This is a genomic window from Pilimelia columellifera subsp. columellifera, from assembly GCF_039532605.1.
In the GTDB taxonomy this organism is placed as follows: domain Bacteria; phylum Actinomycetota; class Actinomycetes; order Mycobacteriales; family Micromonosporaceae; genus Pilimelia; species Pilimelia columellifera.
Map to the genome: position 1 here is coordinate 186,510 of NZ_BAAARY010000001.1, position 24,866 is coordinate 211,375.

23 protein-coding genes are annotated in these 24,866 nt (G+C 70.6%); 7 read left to right on the forward strand and 16 right to left on the reverse strand.

The features are described from left to right. Positions 1-40 precede the first annotated feature (40 nt). The 8 genes from ABD287_RS00910 to hemL form a co-directional block, all read right to left on the reverse strand. A complete protein-coding gene (locus ABD287_RS00910) occupies positions 41-1,501 on the reverse strand; it encodes a menaquinone biosynthesis decarboxylase (RefSeq protein WP_344166781.1) in 1,461 nt (486 codons plus the stop codon). 37 nt (positions 1,502-1,538) lie between these two features. Continuing rightward, complete coding sequence (locus ABD287_RS00915) at positions 1,539-2,240, reverse strand: HdeD family acid-resistance protein (RefSeq protein ID WP_344166783.1); 702 nt, start codon at positions 2,238-2,240, stop codon at positions 1,539-1,541. Between the two features lie 133 nt (positions 2,241-2,373). Next, complete coding sequence (gene ccsB, locus ABD287_RS00920) at positions 2,374-3,399, reverse strand: c-type cytochrome biogenesis protein CcsB (RefSeq protein WP_344167723.1); 1,026 nt, start codon at positions 3,397-3,399, stop codon at positions 2,374-2,376. Then, positions 3,399-4,976 (reverse strand): cytochrome c biogenesis protein ResB, encoded by a 1,578-nt coding sequence (locus ABD287_RS00925; RefSeq protein WP_344167726.1) that lies wholly within the window; start codon positions 4,974-4,976, stop codon positions 3,399-3,401. Before ABD287_RS00925 ends, ccsB begins: the two co-directional genes overlap by 1 nt. A 68-nt stretch (positions 4,977-5,044) precedes the next feature. Next, positions 5,045-5,821 (reverse strand): cytochrome c biogenesis CcdA family protein, encoded by a 777-nt coding sequence (locus ABD287_RS00930; RefSeq protein ID WP_344166785.1) that lies wholly within the window; start codon positions 5,819-5,821, stop codon positions 5,045-5,047. Then, positions 5,821-6,408 carry a TlpA family protein disulfide reductase gene (locus tag ABD287_RS00935; RefSeq protein WP_344166787.1) on the reverse strand — a complete coding sequence of 196 codons (588 nt, stop codon included), beginning with the start codon at positions 6,406-6,408 and terminating at the stop codon, positions 5,821-5,823. The genes ABD287_RS00930 and ABD287_RS00935 overlap by 1 nt, the downstream gene beginning before the upstream one ends. Continuing rightward, positions 6,408-7,058: a histidine phosphatase family protein gene (locus tag ABD287_RS00940; RefSeq protein WP_344166789.1), complete on the reverse strand. Its 651-nt coding sequence runs from the start codon at positions 7,056-7,058 to the stop codon at positions 6,408-6,410. The genes ABD287_RS00935 and ABD287_RS00940 overlap by 1 nt, the downstream gene beginning before the upstream one ends. Then, positions 7,055-8,440 (reverse strand): glutamate-1-semialdehyde 2,1-aminomutase, encoded by a 1,386-nt coding sequence (gene hemL, locus ABD287_RS00945; protein WP_344166791.1) that lies wholly within the window; start codon positions 8,438-8,440, stop codon positions 7,055-7,057. The genes ABD287_RS00940 and hemL overlap by 4 nt, the downstream gene beginning before the upstream one ends. A 179-nt stretch (positions 8,441-8,619) precedes the next feature. Between hemL and ABD287_RS00950 the strand changes: the two genes are divergently transcribed. Next, the gene (locus ABD287_RS00950; protein ID WP_425565472.1) at positions 8,620-8,889 is read left to right on the forward strand and encodes an STAS domain-containing protein; all 270 of its coding nucleotides are present in this window, start codon (positions 8,620-8,622) and stop codon (positions 8,887-8,889) included. Positions 8,890-8,962: 73 nt separating this feature from the next. Here the strand turns inward: ABD287_RS00950 and ABD287_RS00955 are convergent, their stop codons facing one another. Then, complete coding sequence (locus ABD287_RS00955) at positions 8,963-12,199, reverse strand: TIR domain-containing protein (RefSeq protein WP_344166794.1); 3,237 nt, start codon at positions 12,197-12,199, stop codon at positions 8,963-8,965. A 394-nt stretch (positions 12,200-12,593) separates the two neighbouring features. On the opposite strand from ABD287_RS00955, the gene ABD287_RS00960 reads away from it, so the two are divergent. Together ABD287_RS00960 and ABD287_RS00965 are read left to right on the forward strand one after the other, a co-directional pair. Continuing rightward, positions 12,594-12,983, forward strand: a complete 390-nt coding sequence (locus tag ABD287_RS00960; RefSeq protein WP_344166795.1) for a hypothetical protein — start codon at positions 12,594-12,596, stop codon at positions 12,981-12,983. Positions 12,984-13,074: 91 nt separating this feature from the next. After that, a complete protein-coding gene (locus ABD287_RS00965; protein ID WP_344166796.1) occupies positions 13,075-15,177 on the forward strand; it encodes a S9 family peptidase in 2,103 nt (700 codons plus the stop codon). A gap of 111 nt (positions 15,178-15,288) precedes the next feature. Here the strand turns inward: ABD287_RS00965 and ABD287_RS00970 are convergent, their stop codons facing one another. Then, positions 15,289-15,609, reverse strand: coding sequence for a hypothetical protein (locus ABD287_RS00970; protein WP_344166797.1), 321 nt, complete (start codon positions 15,607-15,609; stop codon positions 15,289-15,291). A gap of 224 nt (positions 15,610-15,833) precedes the next feature. On the opposite strand from ABD287_RS00970, the gene ABD287_RS00975 reads away from it, so the two are divergent. Both ABD287_RS00975 and mscL read left to right on the forward strand, forming a co-directional pair. Further along, the gene (locus ABD287_RS00975) at positions 15,834-16,190 is read left to right on the forward strand and encodes an STAS domain-containing protein (RefSeq protein WP_344167729.1); all 357 of its coding nucleotides are present in this window, start codon (positions 15,834-15,836) and stop codon (positions 16,188-16,190) included. A gap of 84 nt (positions 16,191-16,274) precedes the next feature. After that, positions 16,275-16,679 (forward strand): large conductance mechanosensitive channel protein MscL, encoded by a 405-nt coding sequence (gene mscL / locus ABD287_RS00980; RefSeq protein ID WP_344166798.1) that lies wholly within the window; start codon positions 16,275-16,277, stop codon positions 16,677-16,679. 127 nt (positions 16,680-16,806) lie between these two features. Here the strand turns inward: mscL and ABD287_RS00985 are convergent, their stop codons facing one another. Both ABD287_RS00985 and ABD287_RS00990 read right to left on the reverse strand, forming a co-directional pair. Further along, positions 16,807-18,324, reverse strand: coding sequence for a M1 family metallopeptidase (locus ABD287_RS00985; RefSeq protein ID WP_344166799.1), 1,518 nt, complete (start codon positions 18,322-18,324; stop codon positions 16,807-16,809). Positions 18,325-18,483: 159 nt separating this feature from the next. Next, positions 18,484-19,473: a L,D-transpeptidase family protein gene (locus ABD287_RS00990; protein WP_344166801.1), complete on the reverse strand. Its 990-nt coding sequence runs from the start codon at positions 19,471-19,473 to the stop codon at positions 18,484-18,486. Positions 19,474-19,542: 69 nt separating this feature from the next. Between ABD287_RS00990 and ABD287_RS00995 the strand changes: the two genes are divergently transcribed. Next, positions 19,543-20,115 (forward strand): NADPH-dependent FMN reductase, encoded by a 573-nt coding sequence (locus ABD287_RS00995; protein WP_344166803.1) that lies wholly within the window; start codon positions 19,543-19,545, stop codon positions 20,113-20,115. Between the two features lie 51 nt (positions 20,116-20,166). On the opposite strand, the gene ABD287_RS01000 is transcribed toward ABD287_RS00995, so the two are convergent. Further along, complete coding sequence (locus ABD287_RS01000; protein ID WP_344166805.1) at positions 20,167-21,372, reverse strand: L,D-transpeptidase; 1,206 nt, start codon at positions 21,370-21,372, stop codon at positions 20,167-20,169. A gap of 187 nt (positions 21,373-21,559) precedes the next feature. On the opposite strand from ABD287_RS01000, the gene ABD287_RS01005 reads away from it, so the two are divergent. Further along, positions 21,560-22,246 (forward strand): VOC family protein, encoded by a 687-nt coding sequence (locus tag ABD287_RS01005; protein WP_344166807.1) that lies wholly within the window; start codon positions 21,560-21,562, stop codon positions 22,244-22,246. An 8-nt stretch (positions 22,247-22,254) separates the two neighbouring features. On the opposite strand, the gene ABD287_RS01010 is transcribed toward ABD287_RS01005, so the two are convergent. From ABD287_RS01010 to ABD287_RS01020, 3 genes are read right to left on the reverse strand one after another with little or no spacing between them, the layout of a single operon-like run. Then, entirely contained in the window at positions 22,255-23,637 is a 1,383-nt protein-coding gene (locus ABD287_RS01010) for an alpha/beta hydrolase (RefSeq protein ID WP_344166809.1), read from the reverse strand. Further along, positions 23,634-24,437: a hypothetical protein gene (locus tag ABD287_RS01015; protein WP_344166811.1), complete on the reverse strand. Its 804-nt coding sequence runs from the start codon at positions 24,435-24,437 to the stop codon at positions 23,634-23,636. The genes ABD287_RS01010 and ABD287_RS01015 overlap by 4 nt, the downstream gene beginning before the upstream one ends. After that, on the reverse strand, positions 24,434-24,772 hold the full coding sequence (locus ABD287_RS01020) for a hypothetical protein (protein ID WP_344166813.1): 339 nt from the start codon (positions 24,770-24,772) through the stop codon (positions 24,434-24,436). The genes ABD287_RS01015 and ABD287_RS01020 overlap by 4 nt, the downstream gene beginning before the upstream one ends. Positions 24,773-24,866 lie beyond the last annotated feature (94 nt).

Genomic DNA, 24,866 nt, shown 5'->3' on the forward strand with positions numbered 1-24,866 from the left:
CGGGCGGACACCGGCGGCGGGCGGGTCGATCGCGCGCAGGTCAGCCGATGCCGTACTCACGCCACCGGCGGTCCACCAGCGACACGACCTCCGGGGACATCGTCATCTCCTCCGGCCAGCCGCGGGTGTAACCCTCGGTCGGCAGCTTGCGGGTCGCGTCCACCCCGGCTTTGCCGCCCCAGAACTGCTGGTAGGACGCGTGGTCCAAGTGGTCGACCGGGCCCTCGATGAGCAGCAGGTCCCGGGCGTAGTCGACGTTGCCGAACGCGCGGAACGCTACCTCGGCGTAGTCGTGGACATCGCAGTCCTCATCGACGACGACGATCAGCTTCGACAGCGACAGCAGATGTGCGCCCCAGATGGCGTTCATGACCTTCTGCGCGTGCTTGGGGTACCGCTTGCGGATCGAGACGATGACGCAGTTGTGGAACACCCCGGCGCCCGGCAGGTCGTAGTCGATGATGTCCGGGATGAGCAGCTTGAGCAGCGGCAGGAAGATCCGTTCGGTGGCCTTTCCCAGGCCGTGGTCCTCCTGCGGCGGCTTCGACGTGATGATCGAGTGGTAGATCGGGTTGCGTCGCGTCGTCATGGCCTCGATGTGCAGCACCGGGAACGGCTCCACCGGCGTGTAGAAGCCGGTGTGGTCCCCGAACGGGCCCTCCGGCGCCCGTTCCCCCGGCTCCAGATAGCCCTCCAGGACGATCTGGGCGCTCGCCGGCGCCTGAAGCGGGACGGTCAGGCAGTCGACCATCTCCACCCGCTCACCCCGCAGAAACCCGGCGAACAGGTATTCGTCGATGTCACCGGGAAGCGGAGCGGTCGCCGCGTAGGTGAGGACCGGGTCGGCCCCGATCGCGATCGCCACCGGCAGCCGCTGGCCCAACCGTTCGGCGACGGCGTGGTGGGCGGTCGAGTCCTTGTGGATCTGCCAGTGCATGCCGAGGGTGTTGTGGCTGTGCTGCTGGAGCCGGTACAGGCCGAGGTTCCGCTTGCCGGTCTCCGGGTGCTTGGTGTGGGTGAGACCGAAGTTATGGAAGATCCCGCCATCGCCGGGCCACACCTGAAGGCCCGGCAGCCGGTTGAGGTCGACCTGGCCGCCCCGGTAGACGACCTCCTGGCACGGCGCGCTCTTGACCTTCCTCGGCGGAACAGCCTTGAGCTGCATGACCTTGCCAAGGCCCTCGCGCATCCCGGACCAGCCCACCGGCAGCTCCGGCTTCACCAGCGCCCCGATCCGGGCCCCGATCTCGTCCAGGGAGTCGACGCCCAGCGCCATCGCCATCCGGCGCTCGGCGCCGAACAGGTTGATCGCCACCGGCATCTCGCCCCGGGTCGGGCGCTCGAACAGCAGCGCCGGCCCCCCGGCGCGCACCGTCCGGGTGACCACCTCGCTGATCTCCAGCGTGGGGTCGACCGGCGCCGTCACCCGGTGGAGCTCGCCGGCGCGTTCCAACGCCTTGAGGAAAGCCGGCAGGTCAGCGTACGGAAATCCACGGCCCATGCCGCCATCCTTCCGTACGCCGCCGCGGCGCCGGCGATCAGGCGTAGGCGACGGTGTCCCGCTTCATCTGGGAGCGCAGGTAGATGAGCATTCCGATCTGGATGACGCCCATCGCGACCAGCCATGCCCCCGTCAGCCAGACGAAGGTCATCAAGCTGATCGCCGGCCAGGCGAGCACCACGATGCCACCGACGAAGGTGATCGCCCCGACCACGGCGGTGAGCCAACGCTGGCCGGTGGTGGCGTCGCCGCCCCGATTGGTGGCCGCCGAGACAATGTCGACGATCCCGCTGATGAGCCATGCGATACCGACCACGGTGGCGACCAGCGCCAACGAGAGCGTGAGGTGGCGCAGACAGGCGATGCCCAGGCCGATGAACAGGACACCGACGACGCCGGTGAGCACCCGGGCGCCGGCGCTGTCGCCGGTGGTCGACACCCCCTGGACGATCTTGATGACGCCGTGGACGAGCAGCCAAGCGCTGACCAGCGCCGCGCCGACCAGGAGCGTCGCGTCCGGCCAGACGAGCACCATCACCCCGAGCACGATCGAGGCCAGGGCGCCCGCGAGCGCCAGCCCCCACGGCGCCTTCATGCTCTCCGACGGGCTCGCCTCGGCGGCGGCGCGCTGCGCGGCGGCGGAGAGCGCGGCGGTGTCAAGAGGCGTCTGAGTCGATTGGCCGCTGGTGGCCCCGCCAGATTCGCTGACGGGGCTGGGTCCGGTCGAAAAGGTGGACATGCGGTCCCTACCCTCCTGCCGCCACAGCGGCATCGGAATGGGGCGCGGGGGTCGCTCCACGATGTGACAGGGGCAACGCTACGCGGGGCGCAACCGTCGGGGAGCCATCTGGCCGAACCCGACCGGCGCCGGGTCAGACGTCGGCGTAGGAGTGCAGGCCGGAGACGAACAGGTTGACGCCGAACAGGTTCATGAGCATCGTGGCGAACCCCAGGACGGCCAGCCAGACGGCCGTCCGCCGCTTGATGTACGGGGTGGCCCGGGCGTGCAGGTACCCGGCGTAGACGACCCAGGAGATGAACGACCAGGTTTCCTTAGGGTCCCAGCCCCAGTAGCGGCCCCAGGCGGCCTCCGCCCAGATCGCGCCAGCGGCAACACCGAAAGTGAACAGCGGGAACGCGAACGCGTGCATCCGGAAGGTCAACCGCTCCAGGCCCGCCGCCGCGGGCACGCGCGGACCAAGCGAGTACGGGAAGGAACGCAACCCCCGCTCATGGCCCTCCCGAACCAGGAACATGACCGCCGGCACCGCCCCGAACAGGAACAACCCGGACGCGATGACGATGGTCGAGACATGCACCACGTACCACGACGACTGCAACGCCGGCATCAGCGGCTTGATCTCGGTGTAGGCGATGAGCCCCGCGGCCCCGATGAGCAGCACCATCGCGAGGCTGACGAACAGCCCGAGCTGACGCAGCCGCGGCTGCCTGGCCAGCACCACCAACCACACCACGACGCCGACGAACGTCACCGACAGCTCGAACTCGTACAGGTTGCCCCAGGGGGGGCGGCCGGCGGCGATGGCACGGGTCACCAGGCAGGCCAGGTGTGCCACGGCGGCGGCCATGGTGGCGCCGATCGCGGCCCGCCCGGCGTAGACCGCGGCCCGGCTCGTCGCCGGGGCGGGACCGTCGTACCGACCCGCGGGCGGGCCGGGCGGGCTCGCGGGCGGGTCGGGCAGATCGCTCACGGGCGGGCCCTGGACGCCTGAGGGAGCGCCGACCGGCGCCGCCTCAGGCGCCCGCTGCCGCACCCCCGGGCGAGCGCCGACGGCGGCGTGCGCCTGGCCGAGCGCGTACTCGGCGGCGTGCCCGATCATCGCCGCCAGATAGCCGACGATCGTCACGATCAGAAGCTGGTCGGATAGCGCGGACATCATGTTCCTGTTCCTCCCGCATCAGCGGACCCGGCGACGACGCCGTCCCGTCCGTCGCGCTCTCGCTGGTCCGGCACGGTGTCCGCGCGGGCCGGCGCCACCGCGGCGACGACCCGCGCGAACTCCTCGGCGAAGCCGGCGTAGTCGGTACGTGGCAGGCCCCCGGCGGTGACCGCGCTCGCTCCGGCGGCGCCTTCGGCAAGCCGGAAGAACACCCGCCGACGCCGCCCGAACAGCGAGAACATCAACCCGACGACGATCACCCCGACGCCGACGAGCACCAGTTCCTGCCCGGCGTCGTGCCGCACCGAGACGGTGATCCACTGGCGGGTTCCGAGGAACTCGACCTTCGAGCCGTCGTCCAGGGTCCAGCTCTCGCCGGCCCGCAGCAGCCTCGGCTCGGCGCCCACCAGCTTGAGCTGTCCGGACTCCACCCGCGACTTGTCGAGCTGGTACACCGGGCCAGGGATGCCGGCGTCCTCGCCGAGGTCGCCCCGGTACGCCCACAGCATGATTCCCGGCAAGCGCTCGGCCGGGTGCGCCGACCGCACGAACGGCGGGCTGGCCGGGACCGTCGGCAGGTACAGCCCCTCGAAGGCGACCTGGGACTTCGGGTCGCGCTCGCCGGTGGCCGGGTTGAGGTTGGCGTCCGGGAACTTGATCGCGCCTTCGCTCGTGAGCGCGTCGTCGACGCGCAGGAACGCGGTGGTGGCGCTGGTCTGCTGCCGGCCGTACCGGTCGGTGTAGCGCAGGGTCGGCGCGTAGCCGTTGCCGAACAGGTAGACATTCGCGTCGCCGAGCCGCAGCGGGTCGTTCACCGAGAAGGTACGGGTGCGCCGCGGCGACCCGTCCCCGTCCACGGCGACAGTGGCCCGGAACTTCGAGGGCTGCCCGCTGTCGTGGTACTCGGCGAGGAAGTCGGTCAGCTCCAGGCAGAACTTCGGCAGCTCGGCCCCGGTGACCCGCGGCCCGAGGGAGTACTCGTCGTACTGCTGGACGGTGTTGCAGAAGCCGGCGTCGGGTCCGGCGACGAGCAGCCGGTTGCCGTGCCAGCCGTACCAGGAGCCGACGGCGACGCCGAGCAGCACCGCGATGAGCGCGGTGTGGAACAGCAGGTTCCCGGTCTCCTTGAGGTGGCCCTTCTCGGCGCTGACCGTCCACTCGCCGGTTTCGTCCTGGCGGGCGACGGCGCGCCAGCGTCCGGACCGCAGCGCGGCGGCGACGGCGGCGGCGACGGTCGCCGGGGCGCCGTCGACGGGCCGGGCGGGGGCGTGTTCGGGTAGCCGGTCGAGCCGGCGTGGCGCCGCTGGCGGCCTGGCCCGGACCGCCCGCCAGTGCTCGCCCGCCCGGGGCAGGATGCAGCCGACGAGCGAGACGAACAACAGTAGGTAGATGGCGGCGAACCAGGGCGAGCTGAACACCTCATAGCCCCAGACCCGATCCAGCCAGGGGCCGACGGTGGGGTGGTCGAGGACGAACTGCTGGACCTCTTCGATGCTCACCGACTTCTGCGGAAGCAGGGAGCCGGGGATCGCCGCGACGGCCAGCAGGAACAGCAGGATCAGCGCGGTGCGCATGCTGGTGAGCTGCCGCCACGAGTTCCGCGCCGTCGCCACCACCGCGCTGGCGAGCCGACCGCCGCGGCTCACAACCCGACCTCCCCGACGCCCACCGCGCCACGCAGCCACATGACGAACTCGCCCCAACCGCCGGTGACCAGCGCCAACCCGACGACGATGAGCAGCGCCCCGCCGACGGCCGTCACCCACCGGGAGTGTCGCCGGACCGCGCCGAAGACGCCGAGCAGCCGGCGGAAGCCGATGCCGACGACGATGAAGGGAAGCCCGAGGCCGAGGCAGTAGGCGGCGGCGAGCAGCACCGCCCGGGGTGTCTGCCCGCTGGTGGCGGCCAGGCCGAGCACCGCGCCGAGGGTCGGCCCGACGCACGGCGCCCAGGACAGGGCGAAGACCGCTCCGAACAGCGGCGCCCCGACCAGGCCGGCCTGCGGCAGCCGGGTGACCCGCCACTGCCGTTGCAGGCCCGGCAGCACGCCGAGGAAGGCGAGCCCGAAGACGATGATGACCGCGCCGACGCCGATCTCCAGCTGACGCTGGTGTTCCCACAGGAACTGGCCGAGCGTGGCGACCAGGACGGCGAGCGCGATGAACACGACCGCGAACCCGGCGACGAACAGCAGGGTTCCGGCGAGCATCCGGCCCCGTCGGACCGATCCGTGGCCGGGCCGGTCGCCGAGGGTGGCGTCGAGGTCGGCGCCGGCGAGGCCGGTCACATAGGACAGGTAGCCGGGGACCAGCGGCAGGACGCACGGGGACAGGAAGCTCACCAGGCCGGCGATCGCCGCCGCCCCGACGGCGAGCAGGATCGGCCCGCCCCGGGCGGCCTCGGCGAACGTCTCGCCCATCAGGCGGGGCCAGCGTCGGCCGCGCCCTCGGCGGCGATCTCGCGGACCACCGGCTCCAGGGTCGACCGTTGGACGATGCCCCGCTTGACGGCGGCGACCCGGCCGGACCGGTCGATGACGACGGTGGCCGGGGTGGCGTTGGGCGGGATGTCGAACGCGATCGCCACCGCGCTACGCGGATCGAACAGGCTCGGGTAGGTGACCCGGCCGACCTCGAAGGCGAGCGCCTTGTCCCGTTCGTCACGGATGTTGACGCCGACGAAGGCGACGCCCAGGCCCTTGGTGGCCTGGTACGCGGCTTCGAGGTCGACGGCCTCAGCCCGGCACGGCGCGCACCAGGAGCCCCAGAAGTTGAGCACGACGACCTGCCCGCTGGCGGCGGCCAGGTCGTAGCGGCCGCGGTCCAGCAGCTCCCCGGCGACCGGGGGGGCGGCCGAGCGGTCACCGGTCGGGCAGCGCAGCCAACCGTCGGCGGCGGTGATGCACCGGCCCTCGGCGGCCGCGGGGTCGTCGCCGCCGCAGGCCGCCACGGCGCCGACCGCGCTCAGGGCGAGCGCGGCGGCGGCGATCCGGCGGCCGATGCCCATCAGGCGCCCTTGGCGGTCCGGGCGGTGGCGGACATGGCGATGAGGTGGGCGGCCGGCTCGCTGTAGTCGATCCGGATGAGCTTGTCGCCGGTGAACCGGAACGAGGTCAGCGAGGCGAGGGCGCACTGGCGGCGGCGCGGATCGTGCCAGAGCCGTTTGTGCTCCATCCGACGGCGCAGGATCTCGATCGGCAACTGGTGCGAGACGCAGACGGCCTCGTGGCCGGCGGCGGCGTCACGGGCGTCGAGCAGCGCCCGGCGCATCCGCTCGGCGACCTGCTCGTACGGCTCGCCCCAGGACGGGGTGCGCGGGTTGCGCAACACCCACCAGTTGAGCGGGTTGCGCAGCGCGCCGTCGCCGACCGACACCCGCTTGCCCTCGAACCAGTTGGCGCTCTCGATGAGGTTGTCGTCGGTGGTGACCGGCGCCCCGAACGCCTCGGCGAACGGGGCGGCGGTCTCCTGTGCCCGGTCCAGCGAGCTGGCCACGACGTGCCGGATGTCGTGGCCGCCGAGCGCCTCGGCGGCGGCCTTGGCCATCTGCACGCCCAGCTCCGACAGGTGGAACCCGGGCAGCCGCCCGTAGAGGATCTTCCCGGGGTTGAAGACCTCGCCGTGCCGCAGGACGTGGACGGTGGTGGTGTGGCTCATGCGCCGCCCCCGTCGGGGCCGGCCTCGGTGGCGGCGGCAGCGGCCGCGGCGGCGGGCGGCAGCGCGGCGGCGTAGACCTCCAGCGCGGCGTCGTCCATGGCGTCGGAGACGAACCACGACTCGAACGCGCTCGGCGGCAGGTAGACGCCGCGGTCGAGCATGGCATGGAAGAACGCCCGGAAGGCGGCGACGTTCTGGGTCTTGGCGCTGGCGTAGTCGGTGACCTGGCCGTCGGTGAAGAAGAGGGAGAACATGCTCGCGGCGGAGGAGACCCGGTGCGGGACGCCGGCGGCGGCGAGCGCCTCGGAGGCGAGCTGGCTGGTGACGGCGGCGAGCCCTTCGAGCCGGTCGTAGACCTTGTCGTCGGCCAGCCGCAGGGTGGTGAGGCCGGCGGCGCAGGCGACGGGGTTCCCCGACAGCGTCCCGGCCTGGTAGACCGGCCCGGACGGCGCGAGGCGGGACATGATCTCGGCGCGACCGCCGAAGGCCGCGGCCGGCAGCCCGCCGCCCATCACCTTGCCGTAGGTCCACAGGTCGGCGTCGACCGGCTCCACGCCGGCCCAGCCAGCCGGTGAGCAGCGGAAACCGGTCATGACCTCGTCGACGATGAGCAGCGCGCCGTGGGCGTGGGCGATCCGGGCCAGGCCGGCGTTGAAGCCGTCGCCGGGCCGGATGACGCCCATGTTCCCGGGCGCGGCCTCGGTGATGACCGCCGCGATCCGACTGCCGTGCTCGGCGAAGGCGGCGTCGACGGCGGGCAGGTCGTTGTACGGCAGGACGATGGTCTCGCTGGCGGCGGCGCCGGTGACGCCGGGCGAGTCGGGCAGCGCCAGGGTGGCGACGCCGGAGCCGGCGGCGGCGAGCAGCGCGTCGACGTGCCCGTGATAGCAGCCGGCGAACTTAATGATCGTGGAGCGGCCGGTGTAGCCCCGGGCGAGGCGGATCGCCGACATGGTGGCCTCGGTGCCGGAGGAGACCAGGCGCACCTGCTCGACCGGGGTCCGCCGAATGATCTCCTCGGCCAGGTCGACCTCACCGGGCGTCGGAGCGCCGAAACTCGTCCCGGCGGACGCGGCGGCGGTGATCGCGGCGACGACCTCCGGGTGGGCGTGGCCGAGCAGCAGCGGACCCCACGAGTTCACAAAGTCGACATAGCGCCGGCCGTCGGCGTCGAACAGCCAGGGCCCCTCCCCCCGGACCATGAACCGGGGCGTCCCGCCGACCGCCTGGAACGCGCGCACGGGAGAGTTCACCCCGCCCGGCACGAGGGCGCGGGCGCGGTCGAACAGGGCCTGGGAAGCGGGCGCGTCAGCCGGGTACGGGGCCGTCGCGAGCGACGGGACCGCACCGTGCGAGGCGCCGGCGGCAGCATTCTCAGTCACGGTTCCGCCATTCTGTCAGCGGCATCCGCCCCGCGTGTCGGCACCCCCGCGCCGCATCATCGCAGGCCACCGACGGTCGCCCCCCGGTTGAGTCAGCCGGCTGTGGGCGGGCCGGTTACGGTTGGGCGGTGGAGCCCCCCGGTCTGACGATCACGACCCGGTCCACCGACCCGGCCGAGATGGTCGTGACGGTGGCCGGCGAGATCGACATCAACACCGTCAGCTCGCTGACGACCGTCGTCGACGAGGCGCTCGGCGACGGGCCGAGCCGGATCGTGCTGGACCTCGGCGGCGTCACCTTCTGCGACTCGACCGGGCTGGGCACGCTGGTGCTGCTCAACCGGCAGGCAGCCACGGCGCGGGCTGTCCTGGTGCTCACCAACGTCGGCGGCTACCTGCTACGAACATTGGAGATCACCGGGCTGACCAGCGCCCTCACCATCCGCTGAGCCGAACGACTGGGCCTCCTCTGCGAGACGAGACGGTTCACGTTGATCGCTGAGTCACGCGCCGCTCGGCGGCTCAGCGGCGACACGTCGGTTGGTAGGACAACTCGGGAATGTAGGACGCCCACTCCTCCCGGGTGAAACCTCGGGTCGCGACGGCGCAAGCCGCCTTCTCCGGATCGCCGAGAACAGCTTGGAGATCGGTGAGATCCCACACCGTCACCTTGTAGTCGAAGCGAGGGTAGACGCCGTTGACCGCGAGCATGCCGCCGTCCCCGCTGAACACCACCGGATCGAGCATCCTGTGATGACTTCGGAGCGTGGCGACCCGCATCGGCCCGGCGTGATCGGCGACATTCCATATCAATAAGGTGCCATCATGGCTGCCGGTCGCCAATATTCGCCCATCCGGACTGAACGCCACCGACGTGACAGTATCGGTATGGCCAGCCAGTGTCCCAAGCCGCCGCGGCTGGGCGCGATCAGCAACGTTCCACAAGGTGGTGGTCGTTGAGCCGGCGACAGCCAAACTGTCGCCGTCCGGGCTAAAGGCTGCTGATCGCATGTCTTGGCCTTCAATCCGCAACACCCCCACCTGGACGGGGGATGAGGCGCCACGGAGTTCCCAGAGGAACGTTTTTCCGCTGCTGACCACTGCCAACGTGCGGCCGTCGGGGCTGAATGTTGCCGACGACACATTTCCGCCGTCACCGGGCAATATGGCGGCCTGGAGGGGGTGATGGCGATCTGTCAGGTCCCATAGGACGACGTCGTCATGGTTCCAGTAGCGGACGGCCAGGGTCTTGCCGTCCGCGCTGAACCTCGCAGACTCTGGCCATTGTTCCTGTTGGTGAGATCTGAGAAGAATCCGCGGTCGGTTCGACTCACTGATGTCCCACACAGTGATCCATTGATCGGCCCCGGCCATCGCGACGAGCTGGCCGTCCCCACTGATGGTTGCTTCGTCTGTATCGCCGTCATGCATCGGTAGCATGACCTGACCTATGGGTGAAGACGGGTCCTTCAAATCCCAGTGGCTCATCCTTCCATCGTCGCTGGTGGTGACCAGCGAGCGGCGATCCGCGGTAAACGCCAAGGGAAAAATCGCACCTGTAGGCTGGAATATATCAACTAACGGCTTAGGTGCCCCGTTTGGGAAGACATTCCACAATTTGGCTTGTCTTTCCTCGTCCATTGTGGCTACTATTTGTCCATCCGGGCTGAATACCACGGACCGGAGAAATTCTCCATGGCCGGTCATGCTTGTGAGTCGAAATGAGGCCGGTAGATCTTTTACATACCAAAGCGTCGCCGTTCCCCACTCATCAACAGCAACAAGTACGTGGCCGTCTTTACTGAAGCTGGCTGACATCAGATTCGCGGAATCCGTCGACAATACGGCGACCTGCTGCGGTTTCGCTCGATCCTCAAAATCCCAGATTGCCACTCTCCTGTCCCCTCCCCTGGTCGTGGCGAGATATCTACCGGACGGGCTGAAGGATGCCGATTCCACGTAGGGAGTGGCGTTGTCGATAAGGCCAAGAGCGACGGGCTTCCTCGGATCAGTAATATCCCAGACTGTACCGATCCCGGTGGTCACTGCAGACCGACCGTCCAGACTGAACTCAAATTCTCCTCTGCTTTGGACTGTCAGCAAAGACAGCAATTGGGGACTACTCCGGTCGGAGACATCCCACAGTTGGATAATTTTCGCTCCGTGTTGCGTCGCAAGCGTGCGCCCGTCGGGCGCAAACACAATCCTCCAAGCCCCCTCGTCTCCGACGATCGACCCCAGAGGAAGAGGGCGAGCCCGGTCAGTCAGATCCCAGAGGCGCACCGAGTTTCCCAGGCCGGCGACAGCAAGTGTTCGACCGTCAGGGCTGAACGCCAGAGCTACCACGCCAGCCTCGCCGCTGCTGAAGGACGCGAGTAGAGCAGGCTCCGCACGCTTACTGGTTTTCCACAGTGACACCGCGGTCCCCTCGACCCTGGCGGTAGCCAATGTTCCGTCGGCGGCGAACGCGATGCGGTCAACGCCGTCGATATCCCCGGCGCGATTCGTCGTGGTGACCAGACCAGCGAGCTCCGCTCTGGTCTCGGAGTCCGGCTTGAGTTGATGCGCGGCCAGGGCCAGCCTGATCGCGGCCTGCTGATCCTCCGCCATGGCGACCTTCGCCTGATTCACCAGCCGCCGCGCGCTGGCGATCCGCTGTTGCCTGTCGGCCTCCGCGGCGGCAGCGCGGGCCGCCCGCTCCTGTTCCCGCGCGATCTGCTGCTGCCGGCGCGCCTCCTGCGCCGCTACTTCGGCCAATCGGCCCTGCTCGCGGGCCGATTCCTCGTGCCGGCGGGCCTCCGCTGCCCAACGGTCTGCCAACTCGTGTTGCCTGCGGGCCAGTAGCTCCTGGTGGCGGGCGAGCGCGGCTGCCCGGTTCGCCAGCTGCTGCTTGCGGCGGGCGTTGACGGCCTGCCGGTCGGCTTCGGCCGACGCGCGCTGCGCCGCGTGTTTCTGCTGGCGGGCGATCTCCCCCTGCCGGCGCGCCTCCAGCGCCGCGTCCAACGCCCGGGCTTCCTGCTGGCGCGCCTGTTCGGCGGAGCGCTCGGCGTTGTCCCGCTGCTGGGATGCCGCGTGTTCCTGCCGCCGGGCCTCGGTCGTCGCCTGGCTCGCCCGGTCGGCGTTCCGCACCGCCCACACCCCGGCCAGCGACGCCACCAGCGCCAGGATCACCAGTGTGGAGACCGCCGCTGACTGCAACCGACGCGCCCGGCGGTGCCGGCGCACGTCCTCGCCTTCCAGCTCGTCCTTGCTGACCCCGTGCATCGGCGCGGCCAGCTGGGCGATCGCGTCCCGGAACCGCGAGTGCCGCAGGCTCAGATGCCGGTCGTCACGCGCCCACCGCAGGTCCAGGTACAGCGGCTCCTCAGCGAAGACTCCACGCAGGGCCGCCGGGGCGGCGGTGCAGTCGTCGGCGAAGTCGCCGCGCTCGGCGTCCCAGGACCAGTGCCCGTCGGTCACCACCGGCAGGATCCGGTCCGCGGACTTCGTCGCCAGCCAGTGCTCGATCTCCCGGTTCACCCACGCCGACCGGGCCGCCTGGGGCGAGGCCAGCAGCACGAAGAAGTCCGAGTCGTCCAGGGCCTGCTGAATGGACGACCACAGCCGGGGCGTCACCGACAGCCCCGTCTGGTCCCGGAAGATCCACAACGCACGCCGCCGATGCCAGGGCCTCGCCAACTGGTGCAGGCCCCGCTGCACGGCCGGCGCCAACCGACCGTCAGCCGCGTGACTGTACGAAATGAACCCGTTGAAGGTCATGAGGCGCCCCACTCGTGCCGATGTTCCGGGCGCCGATTCTCCATCGCATCGCCGGCTACAGAAACTGACCGGCCCGATCCACGAGATCGTCGTCTCCCCGCGCCAACGTATCGACCAGGAGAGCGGGTGGGGTAGATCCACTGGGGAGCGCGGGTGTCCAGCACGTCAGCGCAGCTGAGGGGCGGTGGGCTCAACATTCACCGCCCCTCAGCTTTTCGGATCGACCATTCGTCCGTTGGCACGACGGTATGACTTCTGCCACAGTGAGATGGCCATCGATCGATGCCGGGCGCAATTCCCTCACACCGGCACAGATCGATCCGGCAGACCACGGCGGACGGCCTGGGGGACACCAGCCTCCGCCACCTGACCGACTCTCCGAAGGAGATCCCTCATGAAGCTCAGCCGCTGGCTCGGCGCCGCCCTCATCGGCGCCGGCGTCCTCGTCGCGCCGCTCTCAGCCAACGCCGCCCCTCAATCCGGGGCAGCCCCGGCCAGGGTGATGCTGTTTGCCTTCGACAGCTACGACGACGCCGAAACGGTCGGTGAGGAGGGCGAAGACGCCGGTTACTGGTGGAACTACTGGATCGACAGCGACCGGGGCAGCTACAGCCTCTACATCAAGTACCACAAGCGTTACACCAGCCGCCCGGGGACGGTGCTCTACACCGCCTCAGATGTCGGCCAGTGCAACGACCTCGGCGGGCAAGGGATCAAGCACCGCGTGTGGGCAGGCTTCACGTGCGGCGGCGATGCGGGCAGGGGAACGCTGACGGCGAAGTGAGGGACGGCTGACGGCGGGGCGCAGAGCCTGCGCCCCGCCGTCAGGCCCGCCCGGGGCCCGCGCGGCCTTGACGGCCGGTAACGTGCCCAGAGTGACCACACCCTCACTCAGGCCCCATTCCGCGCAGCCGCCGGTGGCCAAGCGCGTTCCAGCTGTCCGCATCCACCACGGCGACACCGTCGAGGACGAGTACGCCTGGCTCGCCGACAAGAGCGACCCCGACACCATCGCCCACCTCGAAGCGGAGAACGCCTACACCGAGGCGGCGACCAGCCACCTGAACGGTCTACGCGAGACCCTCTTCAACGAGATCAAGGCCCGCACCAAGGAAACCGACCTGTCGGTGCCCGTACGCAAGGGCGTCTACTGGCACTACAGCCGCACCGTCGAGGGCCAGCAGTACGGCATCCACTGCCGCCGCCCGGCGCTGCCGGACGAGTCCGCACCCCCGGCCACCGACGGTGGCCCCCTCGACGGCGAGCAGATCATGCTCGACGGCAACGAGCTGGCCGCCGGCCACGAGTTCTTCGCCCTCGGCGCCTTCGCCGTCAGCCCGGACGCCCGCCGGCTGGCCTTCTCCACCGACTTCGTCGGCGACGAACAGTTCACCCTGCGGATCAAGGATCTGACGACCGGCGAGATGCTCGCCGACGAGATCCCCAAAACGGCGTACGGGGCGGCCTGGTCGGCGGACGGCTCGACGCTGTTCTATCTGACCGTCGACGAGGCGTGGCGCCCGCACCGGGTGTGGCGGCACACCGTCGGCACCGCCCACGACGCCGACGTGCTGGTCTTCGAGGAGCCCGACGAGCGGTTCTGGGTCGGCGTCGAGCTGACCCGCTCCGAACGGTTCATCCTCATCGACGTCCACAGCAAGCTCACCAGCGAGGTGCTGGCGATCCCGGCGGCCGACCCGACCGCCGAGCCGTTCATCATCGCCGAGCGCCGGCAGGGCGTGGAGTACGCGGTCGAGCACCACGGCCACCGCTTCCTCGTCCTGCACAACGACGGCGCCGAGGACTTCGCGCTCGCGTACACGTCGGCCGACGCTCCCGGCGACTGGGTGGAGCTGGTCCCCCACCAGCCCGGCGTCCGCCTGGAAAGCGTCGACGCCTTTGCCGATCACCTGGTGCTCTCGCTGCGCCAGGACGGCCTCACCGGTCTACGGGTCCTGCCGGCGGCCGGCGGCGAGCCCTTCGACATCGGCTTCCCGGAGCCGATCTACACCGTGGGGCTGGGGTCGAACCCCGAGTACCGCACGTCGTCGCTGCGTCTGGGCTACACGTCGTTGGTCACCCCGGACTCGGTCTACGACTACGACCTGCCGTCGCGGGAACTGCTGTTGCGCAAGCGTAAGGCGGTGCTCGGCGGCTTCGACCCGGTCGACTACGAGCAGCACCGCGAGTGGGCCGTCGCCGACGACGGCGCCCGGGTGCCGATCTCCGTCGTGTGCCGCCGGGGCGTCCCCCGGGACGGTTCGGCGCCGTGCGTCGTCTACGGCTACGGCTCCTACGAGGCGTCGATGGATCCGTGGTTCTCGATCCCGCGGCTGTCGTTGCTGGACCGGGGTGTGGTGTTCGCGGTCGCGCACATCCGCGGCGGCGGCGAGCTGGGCCGGCGCTGGTATGACGACGGCAAGCTGCTGGCGAAGAAGAACACCTTCACCGACTTCGTCGCCTGCGCCCGGCACCTGGCCAGCTCCGGCTGGACGTCGCCGCGCCGGCTGGTGGCCCGGGGCGGCTCCGCCGGCGGCCTGCTCATGGGCGCGGTCGCCAACCTCGCCCCGGACGCCTTCGCCGGCATCCTCGCCCAGGTGCCGTTCGTGGACCCACTAACCACGATCCTGGACCCGTCATTGCCGCTGACGGTCACCGAGTGGGAGGAGTGGGGCAACCCGCTCGACGACGCCGAGGCCTACGCCTACATCAAGTCGTACTCGCCGTACGAGAACATCTCCCCGCAGCGCTATCCGGCGATCCTGGCGATGAGCGGCCTCAACGACACCCGGGTCATCTACACCGAGCCGACGAAGTGGATCGCCCGGCTGCGGGCCGTCGCCCCCGGTGGGGACTACCTGCTCAAGACCGAGATGGGCGCCGGCCACGGCGGCCCGAGCGGTCGGTACGACGCCTGGCGTGAGGAGGCGTTCATGACCGCGTGGACGCTGGACCGGTTCGGGCTGGCCAAAGGCTGACCGGCCGTCCGGCCCGCCGGACGACAGCGATCAGGGGACCCCCGCCGCGTCCGCTCCGAACCGGACGCGGCGGGGGTCCCCTGACCATCGGGGGGATGCGGGCCGTGAGGGTCAGGCCGCCTTGGGGTAGGCCTGTTGGATCGCGAAGCGCAGCTCTGCGCCGTCCCGGACGACGTACCGCCGGCCGCCGGGCAGCCGCAAATGGAGCGCCAGGTCGATGTCGCCGGCGTCGTCGGCGGCCTGGGCGAGGACCTCGACCACCCCCGCGTCGAGCGTGGGAACCCGGACCAGGTCGATGACCAGCGGGGAGACGCCTTCGTCGAGCAGTGCCTGGAGCGCGTTGTCGAGCTGCACGCTCACCGAGCCGCCGAGTGGACAGTCGGCCCAGATGAGCGCCGCCTCGCTGAGACGGATGACGGTGAGGACTGCCATGACCACCACCCCCAAGGAAAGCCACCCTGGAGTTAAGGGTCTTACCACGCTACCGACTGGGCCCGGCCCAGGTAAATCCCCCAAAAGTCATACTGTCGGGCGCGACGGCACAGACCTCGCCGCTCAACGCCAGCTCAACGCCGAGTCCGCCGATGAGGAGGGAGTGGCTGCGGCCCGGCTGGGCGGTGGAGTACGGTTCCACCATCACGGCGGAAGGTCTGGAGATGTCTTTGACGGTGCGGTCCCAGCTGCGGGAGGACACAGCGGTGATTTCGGTCGCCGGCGAGCTCGACATGGCCACTGCGCCTGAGCTACAGACACACGTCAACGAACTCACCGAGCAGGGGTGCCAGCGCCTCATCTTCGATCTCGGCGACACATCGTTCTGCGACTCGACCGGGCTGTCGGTCTTCGTCCGCGCCAAGAACACCTGCGACGCCGCCGGCGGCGACCTACGCCTGGCCGCCCCGCAGCGCGGGGTGCGGCGGATCCTTGAGGTCAGCGGGCTCATCGACGTCCTGCCGACCTACGACACAGTCGAGGACGCGATCTCGGCGAGCGCCGTCACCGCCTCGGAGTAACCGGTCCGGGTCTGCGGGTAACCAGCCGACGGCCGCCCGCGGCGCCCCTGCGCCGCCGCAACCCCGCGCCGCTAGCCTGTGCCCATGCTTAAGGGTTTCAAAGACTTCATCATGCGCGGCAACGTCGTCGACCTCGCGGTCGGCGTCGTCATCGGCGCCGCTTTCACCGCGGTCGTCACCCAGCTCACCAAGTCGTTCCTCGAACCGCTGATCAAGCTGGCGTCCGGCGGTGAGGCCCTCGCTGCGGGACAGTGGGTCGTGAAAGAGGCCCCAGACGGCAGTCCGCTGATCGCGTTCGCCTGGGCGGCGTTCGTCAACCAGGTGGTCACCTTCCTGCTGACGGCGGCGGTTATCTACTTTGTCGTCGTCCTGCCCCTCAACAAGCTCGCCGAGCGGCGCAAGAAGGGTGTTGAGCCCGAGTCGAAGGCGCCGAGCGAGGACGTCATCCTGCTCACCGAGATCCGCGACCTGCTGCGCCAGCGTGGCTGACCGGTAGCAGCCCAGGGTGGGAACCGAGAAAGGGGGCGGCGGACCGGATCAGCCGGTCCGCCGCCCCCTTTCTCAATCCACGGACGCGCGTCGCATCACCTGCCCGCGGTCACGCCACTGACGCCGGTCAGTGGTTGTGGTGGTGGTGGTGATCGAGGCAGTCGTGGTCGGCGTGCGCCTCGGCCGCGGCTCGCTGGATCTCCAGCCACGACTTGGGCCGCTGCGGCGCGACCAGCGCGGTCCGACCGGGCAGCTCCGGCTTGCCCGGCTTGAACAACCAGGTCTTGAAGACCTCGTCCAGGGACTTGCCCGCGTTCACCTCGGCGTGGGCCTGGAACCTGGCGATCGTGCCGACACCGTACTTGTTACGGGCCAGCCACTCCTGCAGGAACGGGAAGAACGCCTCGTCGCCCATCGCCAGCCGGATCTGGTGCACCGCCATGGCCCCACGGTTGTAGACGGCGGTGTGGAAGAGGTCGCCCGAACCCGGGTCGCCCGGCTTAGTCTGCCAGAACGCCGAGTCGGCCGGGTTCGCCGCGTAGGTGTAGTCGAACAACTCCTGCGCGCTGCCCTCGCCGCTCTCCTCCGACCACAGCCACTGTGAGTACGTGGCGAAGCCCTCGTTCAGCCAGATATTGCGCCAGTCGGCCACCGAGACCGAATCGCCGAACCACTGGTGCGCCAGTTCGTGGACGACGACGCTGGTGTTGGTGCCCCGCCGCCAGAAGCCCGCGCCGTACACCGGCCGACCCTGGGTCTCCAGGGCATTACGGAAACCGTCGACCGGGCCGGCCACTCCGCCCAGCGAGGTGAACGGGTACGGGCCGTAGAACCGCTCAGCCCACTCCACGATCTCCGACGACCGCTCGATGCTGGCCTTCGCGGCCGGCGTCGCGTCGCCGAGCCCCCGGTGGTAGGCGTTGATCACCGGCAGACCGTTGATGTCGTCCTTGGTGATCTCGTAGTCGCCCACGACCACGAACTGCAGGTACGGCGCGGTCGGCTGGCTGTTGCGCCACGACCAACGCTTCCAGCCCTTGATCGGAGTGGCCGGGTCGCCGAGCTGGACGCCGTTGCTCAGCGCCGCCAGCCCTTCCGGCGCCAGCACCGACACATCGAAGGTGGCCTTGTCGGTCGGGTGGTCGTTGCTCGGGTACCACCACCAGGCCGCCTCGGGCTGACCGACCATGGTGAAGCCGTCGGTGGTGCGCTTGAACGCCGAGTAGCCGTCCACGGTCTTCGTCGCCGGCTTGTCGGCGTACTGCACGACGATCGTCACGGACTGGCCCTTGGCCAACGCCTTCGCCGGCGTGATGACCAGCTCGTGGCCGCCTTGCCGAGTGAACTCCGCCGGAAGGCCGTTCACCCGCACCGACGTGACGTCCAGGGCGAAGTCGAGGTTGAACCGCGTCAGGTTGCTCGTCGCGGTGGCGAGGATGGTGGTCGCGCCGGTCAGCCGGCCGTCCTCCGGGTAATACCGCAGCCGGACGTCGTAGTGGGCGACGTCGTAGCCGCCGTTGCCGTACATCGGGTAGTAGCTGTCGCCGACGCCGGGACTACCGACGGTCGGGTCCGCGGCGAGCGCCGGCGGGGCGACCAGGGTGAGGGTGAGGGCGGCGGAAAGCGCCAGGAACGCGCTGCGCACAGAAGTGTCCTCTCGTCAGGTGAGGGGGCACGGCCGTTGCGGGGCCGTGGCGAGGCAAGACACCCGAACGCTAACCCACCGGACGATCGTCAGTGGACGCCGGTCGATCTCGTTTAGGTCATACCGCATCGACGACTATGCGCGCCCGAGCTGAGTGCGTCAGGGCAGGACGAGCACCCCGGCCCCGGGGCGCAGGTTCTCCAGCAGCAGCCGTTGCCCCGGTTGCGGGACCTGAACGCAGCCGTCGGAGGTGTCGCCGCCGAAGGTGTTCTGGTACCAGCTGTGGATGCCGATGTGCGCGCCCCGGAGCCCGACGGGAACCGAGTCAGGATCATCGGGGACGGACCCGAGCGCCAGCACGTCCAGCCCGCCGTAGACCTCACCCGGCAGCTTCGAGCGGCCAAAGACGAAACTGCGACCCAACGGCGTCGGCGACACCTTCGACCCGACGCTCACCTTCCACGAACCACGCTCCTGGCCGTCGCGGTACCAGGTGAGGCGGTGCGCCTTGCGGTGGATGACGACCTGGTCGGCGGTGGTCGCGGTGATCCAACCAGCGGGCGGCAGCCAGCCCATGGTGCGGTTGCCCGAGGGCATCAGCGCCGCCACCCAGCCCGACTCGCGGGCGACGATCGGCACCGCCGCCCCGATGCCGGAGACGGCCTTGGGCAGGATCGCCCGTGGGCGGCCGCCGGGGGCGTCGTAGACGACCAGGTCCCGGGTGGGGCGCAGGATCTCGGTCGGCAATTCGCTCGCCATCGGCGTCGGGTCGGCGGGGAGTCCCGAGGGCAACCGCTTGAGGTAGGCGATCACCGGCAGGCCCTTGGGCGCTGGGGCCGCCGCCGGGATGCTCGGCGGGGTGCTGGGCGGGGCGGAAGCGGCGGCCTCCACCGGCTGGGCGACGGCGCTCGGCGGGGCGGACGGCGCGGGCCCGTCCGAGCGGTCGACGACCGTCCACCCCGCTACGCTGGCGAGGACCGTCGCGGCCAGGCCGGCGGTGAGCCACGGCCAACGGCGTAGCGCCCACCGGGACCCGCCCGCGCCGGCGGGGGCGGCGGTCACCTCCGAAGGGTTCGCGGCGACGGCGCTATCGGCCCCTGGCGCGACGCTGTCGCCCGCTGGCACCGGGATGGGCTGATGGTCAGGCACTACCCGATAGTAGGCACGTCCCCAGGCTCCGCCCATGATTCGGGCGGATCGGCGCTAAGGAGAAGGCACATGCCGAGCTTGCAGGTCATCGTCGCCAGCACCCGTCCCGGTCGGATCGGCCTGCCGATCGGCCAGTGGGCATACCGTCGGGCGTCCGGGCACGGCGGTTTCGACGTCGAACTCGTCGACCTGGCGGAGCAGAACCTCCCGTTCATGGACGAGCCGAACCACCCGAGGCTGCGTAGATACGTCCACGAGCACACGAAGGCGTGGAGCGCGAAAGTCGACGCCGCGGACGCGTTCGTATTCGTCACCCCCGAGTACAACTTCGGCTATCCGGCGACGCTCAAGAACGCCGTCGACTTCCTGTTCCAGGAGTGGGCCACCAAGCCGTGCGGGCTGTTCAGCTACGGAGGCGTGGCGGCGGGAACCAGGTCAGCCCAGTTGGTGAAGCCGGTGCTCGGGGCGGTCGGGCTCGTTGTCGTGCCGGAGGCCGTGGCGGTGCCGTTCGCCGGCAAGCTCGTCAGCGACGGCGACTTCCACCCCACCGAGGCGGTCGAGTCATCGACCGACGCGATGCTCGACAGCCTGGTCCGCTGGTCGACGACGCTGTCCCCGATGCGCCGGGCCGAGCAGGACTGATGGGGCTCGGGGTGAGCGTGTCACGTACGAGCTGGTCGCTCGCGGGCGCGTTCAGACCTTGACAGGCAGCGCCGAGCCCTTGGTCCACTGCTTCCACGGAATGTTCCAGTCGGTCCAACCGTTGCCCAGGCGTAGCTTCACCTCGGTGCCGGTGGTGGTGACCGGGTCACCGATCGTGGTGATGCCGAACAACCACCTGGCGTTCTTCGTCGACATGTTCACGCAGCCGTGCGAGACGTTCCGCTTGCCCTGGGCCGCGACCGACCAGGGGGCGGCGTGCAGGAACTCGCCGCCCCAGGTGATTCGCTGGGCGTAGTGGACCTCGATGTCGTAACCCTCGTCAGGCCCCAACTCATCGATCGTGTTGAAGCGGGTCTTCTTGAGCTTTTGCATGATCAACATGGTTCCCGACGATGACGGCGTCTTCGGCTTGCCGAGGCTCACCGGGATGCGCCGCAGCACCTTGCCGTTGCGCTTGACTGTCATGTGCTTGGTCTTGTTGCTGATGGTCATCACGATGCCGGGGCCAGTCTTGATCTTGACGCTGAGGTCGTTGTCGCCGTAGCGACCGTTGCCCACGTACAGCCCCCGCGTACGCACGCCGAACGTGATGCTCGTCTTCGACTTCCAGTAGCGCTTGGTCCGGTACCTGACCTCGGTGCCGCTGACCCAACGCCACGCGCCGACCTGCGCCGGCTTGGCCGTGACGAACATCCGCCGCTGGACGTCGTCGCGCTTGGCCGCCGGGACCGGATGACTGAAACGGACCACCAACGGCATCCCGACGCCGACCGCCGCGTTGTCCCCGAGCTGACTGGAGACCCGCGCCAACTTCGCCGGGCGGCGCATCGTCGTGAAGGAGCTGGCGGTCGAAACGGTGCGGCCAGCTGAGGTCCTGCCCGAGGCGGAGACCGCGTACGCCGTCCCCCAGGCCAACGACGATACCGGGCGCCACACCCGGGTGGCGGGGTGGTAACCGCCGGGAACGACTCTGCCCGACGGCCCGGTGACCGAAATGGACACATTCGACACCTCGCGCACGGCGAGGGTGACCGCAGTGATGATAGGCACCTTCGTCGCGCCGTGGGCCGGAGCGCTGACCGACAGCGGAGCGACCGCGGCACGCTCACCAGCGCCACCGCCGGACGCGTCGCCGTTGACGCCGGCGTCGGCGGGCCTCTCGCAGGCCGCCGTGAACGCGATGAGGGCGGCGACGGCCGCCAGTCCAAACCTCCGCTTGCCAGGGACCGGCTCCATTGCTCCTCTTTCCAATGTGTCAGACGTCTCCCGCCATGGTGCACCACCGACGCACACACGTCACTGCCTCGAATTGGGCAGGTGACGGTGATGTCGTCAACCCGACAGGGGATTGCGGATGAATCGACCACCCCCAGGGGCGGCGGCCGCGCCGCACGCCGCCGTCGGGCGAGGATAGATTGCCCCCATGACTGGAGCAGCGACCGCCGTCGTCCCGATCCTTTATGTGCGCAGCGCCGACCAGTCCGCACGGTTCTACCGCATGTTCGGGTTCGCCGAGGACCGCCAGGGCGCGCTCGATGACTCCCAGTGGCGCTACCTGCGTCACGGTGAGTTGACGCTGTTGCTGGCCGAGGTCCATCCGCCGCTCATCACCGTCGCGTTGCCGCTCGTCCTCTACATATATGTGGACGCCCTGGAGGTCGTCCTCGAACGGCTCGCAGCGGGCGGAGCGTCCAGCGAGCACATCGGCTACCCGGACCACGCGCCCGGCGGCGAGGCGCGGGTGCTGGACCCGGACGGCAACGTCGTCCTGGTGGGTCAGCGAGAGGCGGTCACCGCCGAACAGCGCGTCGCCCAGACCGGTCCGCCGGCCCGCTTCGAGCTGATTCAGGAGGCCGCTGAGGACGCCGCCCGCCGGGCCTACGCCCCCAGCCGGTGCCAGATCGGCAACGTCGACGGGACGCCATGCCCGTCGGCAGCCGAGGTGAAGCTGGCCGACCCGTGGGGCGACACCACCTGGGGGTGCGTGCCGCACGTCGAGGAGGCGCTCATCATCGCGAAGGCGGCGTTCATCGCCACCGACGAGGAGGACGGCATCGGCCCCTTCCTCCAACGACGGCGGGCGGCGGCCAGCCGTCAGCAGAGGACCTGACAGGCGGGTCAGGGCTGACGGGTCAGGGCGTACACGTGGGTCCGCGTGGTCGTCCCGGCGTCTTCTGTCGGCATGAAGGCCACCGCGCTGTCGCGGAACGCCCGGACCGACGGCGTCGGGCTGGCGTCCAGCGCGACCGCCGCCGGGAGGTACGAGCGGCTGGTGGAGTGGTTGGCCCCGATGCTGCCGAGCTGGCTGTCGAAACTCACGGTGGTGACGTTCGGGCGGTCACGGTTCTCGGCGGCGTCCAGCCTGGGCACGATGTCATGCCGGTTCTCCAACGACAGCACCTGGACGTGCGACGGGGCCACGACATGCCCGATCGGGGCGCCGACCGCGACGACGTGTGTGACGTTGAACGCGAACCCACCGGCGCCGCTGTCCCGCGCGGCCTGCGCGGCGACCAGCCCGCCCTGGCTGTGCCCGACGAGCATGACCGGATCGTCGGGACCGGCGCCGGCCCGACGGAGCGCCTCGGCGACGGCGTGCTGGCGGGTGGTGCTCTCGCCGGCCAACGCGTGCAGGTTGGTGCCGAGGTCGTGCAGGGCCGGGCTGTGCGCGCCAGGAGCGTTCCACACCTTCGTGCCCGGAATGTCGACAATGTACGCGGTGTCGCCGGCCCGGCCGCCCACGACGCGGACATCGATCTGATCCGGGGCGTCGGCGTCGGCGCGGGCGTTGCGGTGGTCCAGACCCCCGAGGAGATCGCCGAAGCCGGCCGGCGCCCGGGCCAGCACGCCGGCGCCCGGAGCGGTCGGGTCGGCGACGCCCAGGTCGGTGACCTCGGGGCGCCCGTCCGGATAGAACTGCGCCAACAGCGCAGCCGCGCCGGGCACGTCGCCGGTCGCCAACCCCGGGACGCTGGAAAGCAGACCCGGGCCGGCGCCGACGACGGCGTCCACCACCCCCGGGTGTTCCACGATGAGGCGCTCGTAGTCGATGTCGCCGCCGAGGGCCTCGTAGGCGAGCGCCGGCCCCGCCACGCCGGCGAGCACCGGCAGCCCCGCAACCACCGTGGCGCCCGCGGCATGGCCGGCCGCCCAACGTAGACACGTCAACGCCGACCGGCTGGCCTCGTCCGCCCCCCGGTACGACGCCGCGCTCGCGCGCAAAGCCGCGGAACGCCGCCCGAAACCCGCGGCGAGCGCCGACAACCCGCCCGGCCCGTCGAGCGCGGCCAGCAACAACGCCTGGATCCGCGCGACCCCACCGGGATCGAGCAGCGCGGACGCCAGCAGGTCCGGGTCGAGCAGGATGCCGTGGCATTCGGCGCTGACCGTGGCGAGTTGCCGGGCGACGTCGTCGCTGTGCCGGCCCAGCGTGGCCAGATCCTCGTACCGGGCGGATGTTCCGCCGACGCCACCGGAGACGTGCAGCTCGGGGCCGGTCACCGGGTGGCGCCCACGACCGTCGACAGGTGCGGCGCTATCCACGCGCCGATCTGCTGGCGGGTCACCGGGATCAGGTCGACCATCCGGCGGCCGTGCTCGGCGCCGGCCGGAAGCGCCCCCACCCAGCCGGCGTCGGTGGCCAACCAGAGCACCTGGCCGGCGACGCGCCAACCGTCGGGGGCGCCGGTCACGAGGCAGCGGAGCATCCCGAACGTGCGACGGCGCAGGTGCTCGGCGAACTCGCGTTCGCGCCAGCTCAGCGGCGTGCCGTCGGCCGTGTCGGGGTCCGCGTCCTGGTGTGCCAGGGCCGCGAGCGGCGCCCGCCCCGCCGGCGGTGGCTCGGGCGCCAGCCCCAGGGCGAAGGCGCGCGCCGTCTCGTCATCCGGGGGGAACGACGGCACTGCCCGGATCAACTCGCGGCCCAGCAGCTCGGCCGGGAACAGCGACAGCTCGGCCGCGCCGTCGCCGAGCGCGAACAGGCTCGCGCCGAGCCGGTCGGTGACGGCGTACCAGGCCGTCGATCCGTCGCCGCGGACCCGGGACTCCACACAGATCGTCGCGACCGCCGCGGCGAAGACGGCGAGGTTCGCGGCCACCGGGACCGCCAACGACGGGCCGCCGGCGCCCGGACCGGTAGTCATGATCCCGCGTTCGACCAGACCCGCCTCGGCCCGCCGCAGCGCGCCCGGGGCGGCACGGGGGCCGCCGAACCCCGGCGGCGGGGTCCAACCGGCGCGCCCGGCGAGCGTCGCCAGCTCCAGTCCCGTGAGCGCCAGGCGCCGTGGCGCCGGAACGTTCACCGGCCGACCCCTCGCGGCAGGAGCCCTGGGGACGGTAGCGGCAGTTCGGCGACGCTGTGGCGGGCCAGCCGGACGAGGAACGCCACCCGCTCGCGGACCTCGTCCGCGTGTCCGCGCAGGGCCGCCGCGGCCTGCTCAAGATGGACGGCCGACCGTTCGATCAGCTGCCGGTCGGCGGCCAGCTGCTCCCGGTACGCCGAACCGGCAGCCGAGACCCAGTGGGCAGTTTGACCGCGGCGCAGGTGGTCGTCGGCGTGCCGACGGATCGCGTCGGCTTTCGTGAGGAGGTGGTCGGCGAGTTGGTCCAGGCGGTCCGGATCACCGTACAGAGCCATCGGCGCCTCCTCCGGCAGGTCCGGACCGAGCCTGCCGCAGACGCCACCGCGCGCGCAACCCCGTCCGTCCTCGAAGGAGGTTCGATTCGCGGGC

What these genes read in the sequence shown, in the direction of transcription:
- ABD287_RS00960 (WP_344166795.1), top strand. Translation starts at nt 12,594, where the DNA reads ATGAAGCTCAGCCGCTGGCTCGGCGCCGCCCTCATCGGCGCCGGCGTC.
- ABD287_RS00950 (WP_425565472.1), top strand. Translation starts at nt 8,620, where the DNA reads ATGGTCGTGACGGTGGCCGGCGAGATCGACATCAACACCGTCAGCTCG.
- ABD287_RS00935 (WP_344166787.1), bottom strand. Translation starts at nt 6,408, where the DNA reads ATGGGCATCGGCCGCCGGATCGCCGCCGCCGCGCTCGCCCTGAGCGCG.
- ccsB (WP_344167723.1), bottom strand. Translation starts at nt 3,399, where the DNA reads ATGTCCGCGCTATCCGACCAGCTTCTGATCGTGACGATCGTCGGCTAT.
- ABD287_RS00955 (WP_344166794.1), bottom strand. Translation starts at nt 12,199, where the DNA reads ATGACCTTCAACGGGTTCATTTCGTACAGTCACGCGGCTGACGGTCGG.
- ABD287_RS01000 (WP_344166805.1), bottom strand. Translation starts at nt 21,372, where the DNA reads ATGGAGCCGGTCCCTGGCAAGCGGAGGTTTGGACTGGCGGCCGTCGCC.
- ABD287_RS00910 (WP_344166781.1), bottom strand. Translation starts at nt 1,501, where the DNA reads ATGGGCCGTGGATTTCCGTACGCTGACCTGCCGGCTTTCCTCAAGGCG.
- mscL (WP_344166798.1), top strand. Translation starts at nt 16,275, where the DNA reads ATGCTTAAGGGTTTCAAAGACTTCATCATGCGCGGCAACGTCGTCGAC.
- ABD287_RS00970 (WP_344166797.1), bottom strand. Translation starts at nt 15,609, where the DNA reads ATGGCAGTCCTCACCGTCATCCGTCTCAGCGAGGCGGCGCTCATCTGG.
- ABD287_RS01020 (WP_344166813.1), bottom strand. Translation starts at nt 24,772, where the DNA reads ATGGCTCTGTACGGTGATCCGGACCGCCTGGACCAACTCGCCGACCAC.
- ABD287_RS00925 (WP_344167726.1), bottom strand. Translation starts at nt 4,976, where the DNA reads ATGCGCACCGCGCTGATCCTGCTGTTCCTGCTGGCCGTCGCGGCGATC.
- ABD287_RS00975 (WP_344167729.1), top strand. Translation starts at nt 15,834, where the DNA reads ATGTCTTTGACGGTGCGGTCCCAGCTGCGGGAGGACACAGCGGTGATT.
- ABD287_RS00930 (WP_344166785.1), bottom strand. Translation starts at nt 5,821, where the DNA reads ATGGGCGAGACGTTCGCCGAGGCCGCCCGGGGCGGGCCGATCCTGCTC.
- ABD287_RS00995 (WP_344166803.1), top strand. Translation starts at nt 19,543, where the DNA reads ATGCCGAGCTTGCAGGTCATCGTCGCCAGCACCCGTCCCGGTCGGATC.
- ABD287_RS00940 (WP_344166789.1), bottom strand. Translation starts at nt 7,058, where the DNA reads ATGAGCCACACCACCACCGTCCACGTCCTGCGGCACGGCGAGGTCTTC.
- ABD287_RS00915 (WP_344166783.1), bottom strand. Translation starts at nt 2,240, where the DNA reads ATGTCCACCTTTTCGACCGGACCCAGCCCCGTCAGCGAATCTGGCGGG.
- ABD287_RS01005 (WP_344166807.1), top strand. Translation starts at nt 21,560, where the DNA reads ATGACTGGAGCAGCGACCGCCGTCGTCCCGATCCTTTATGTGCGCAGC.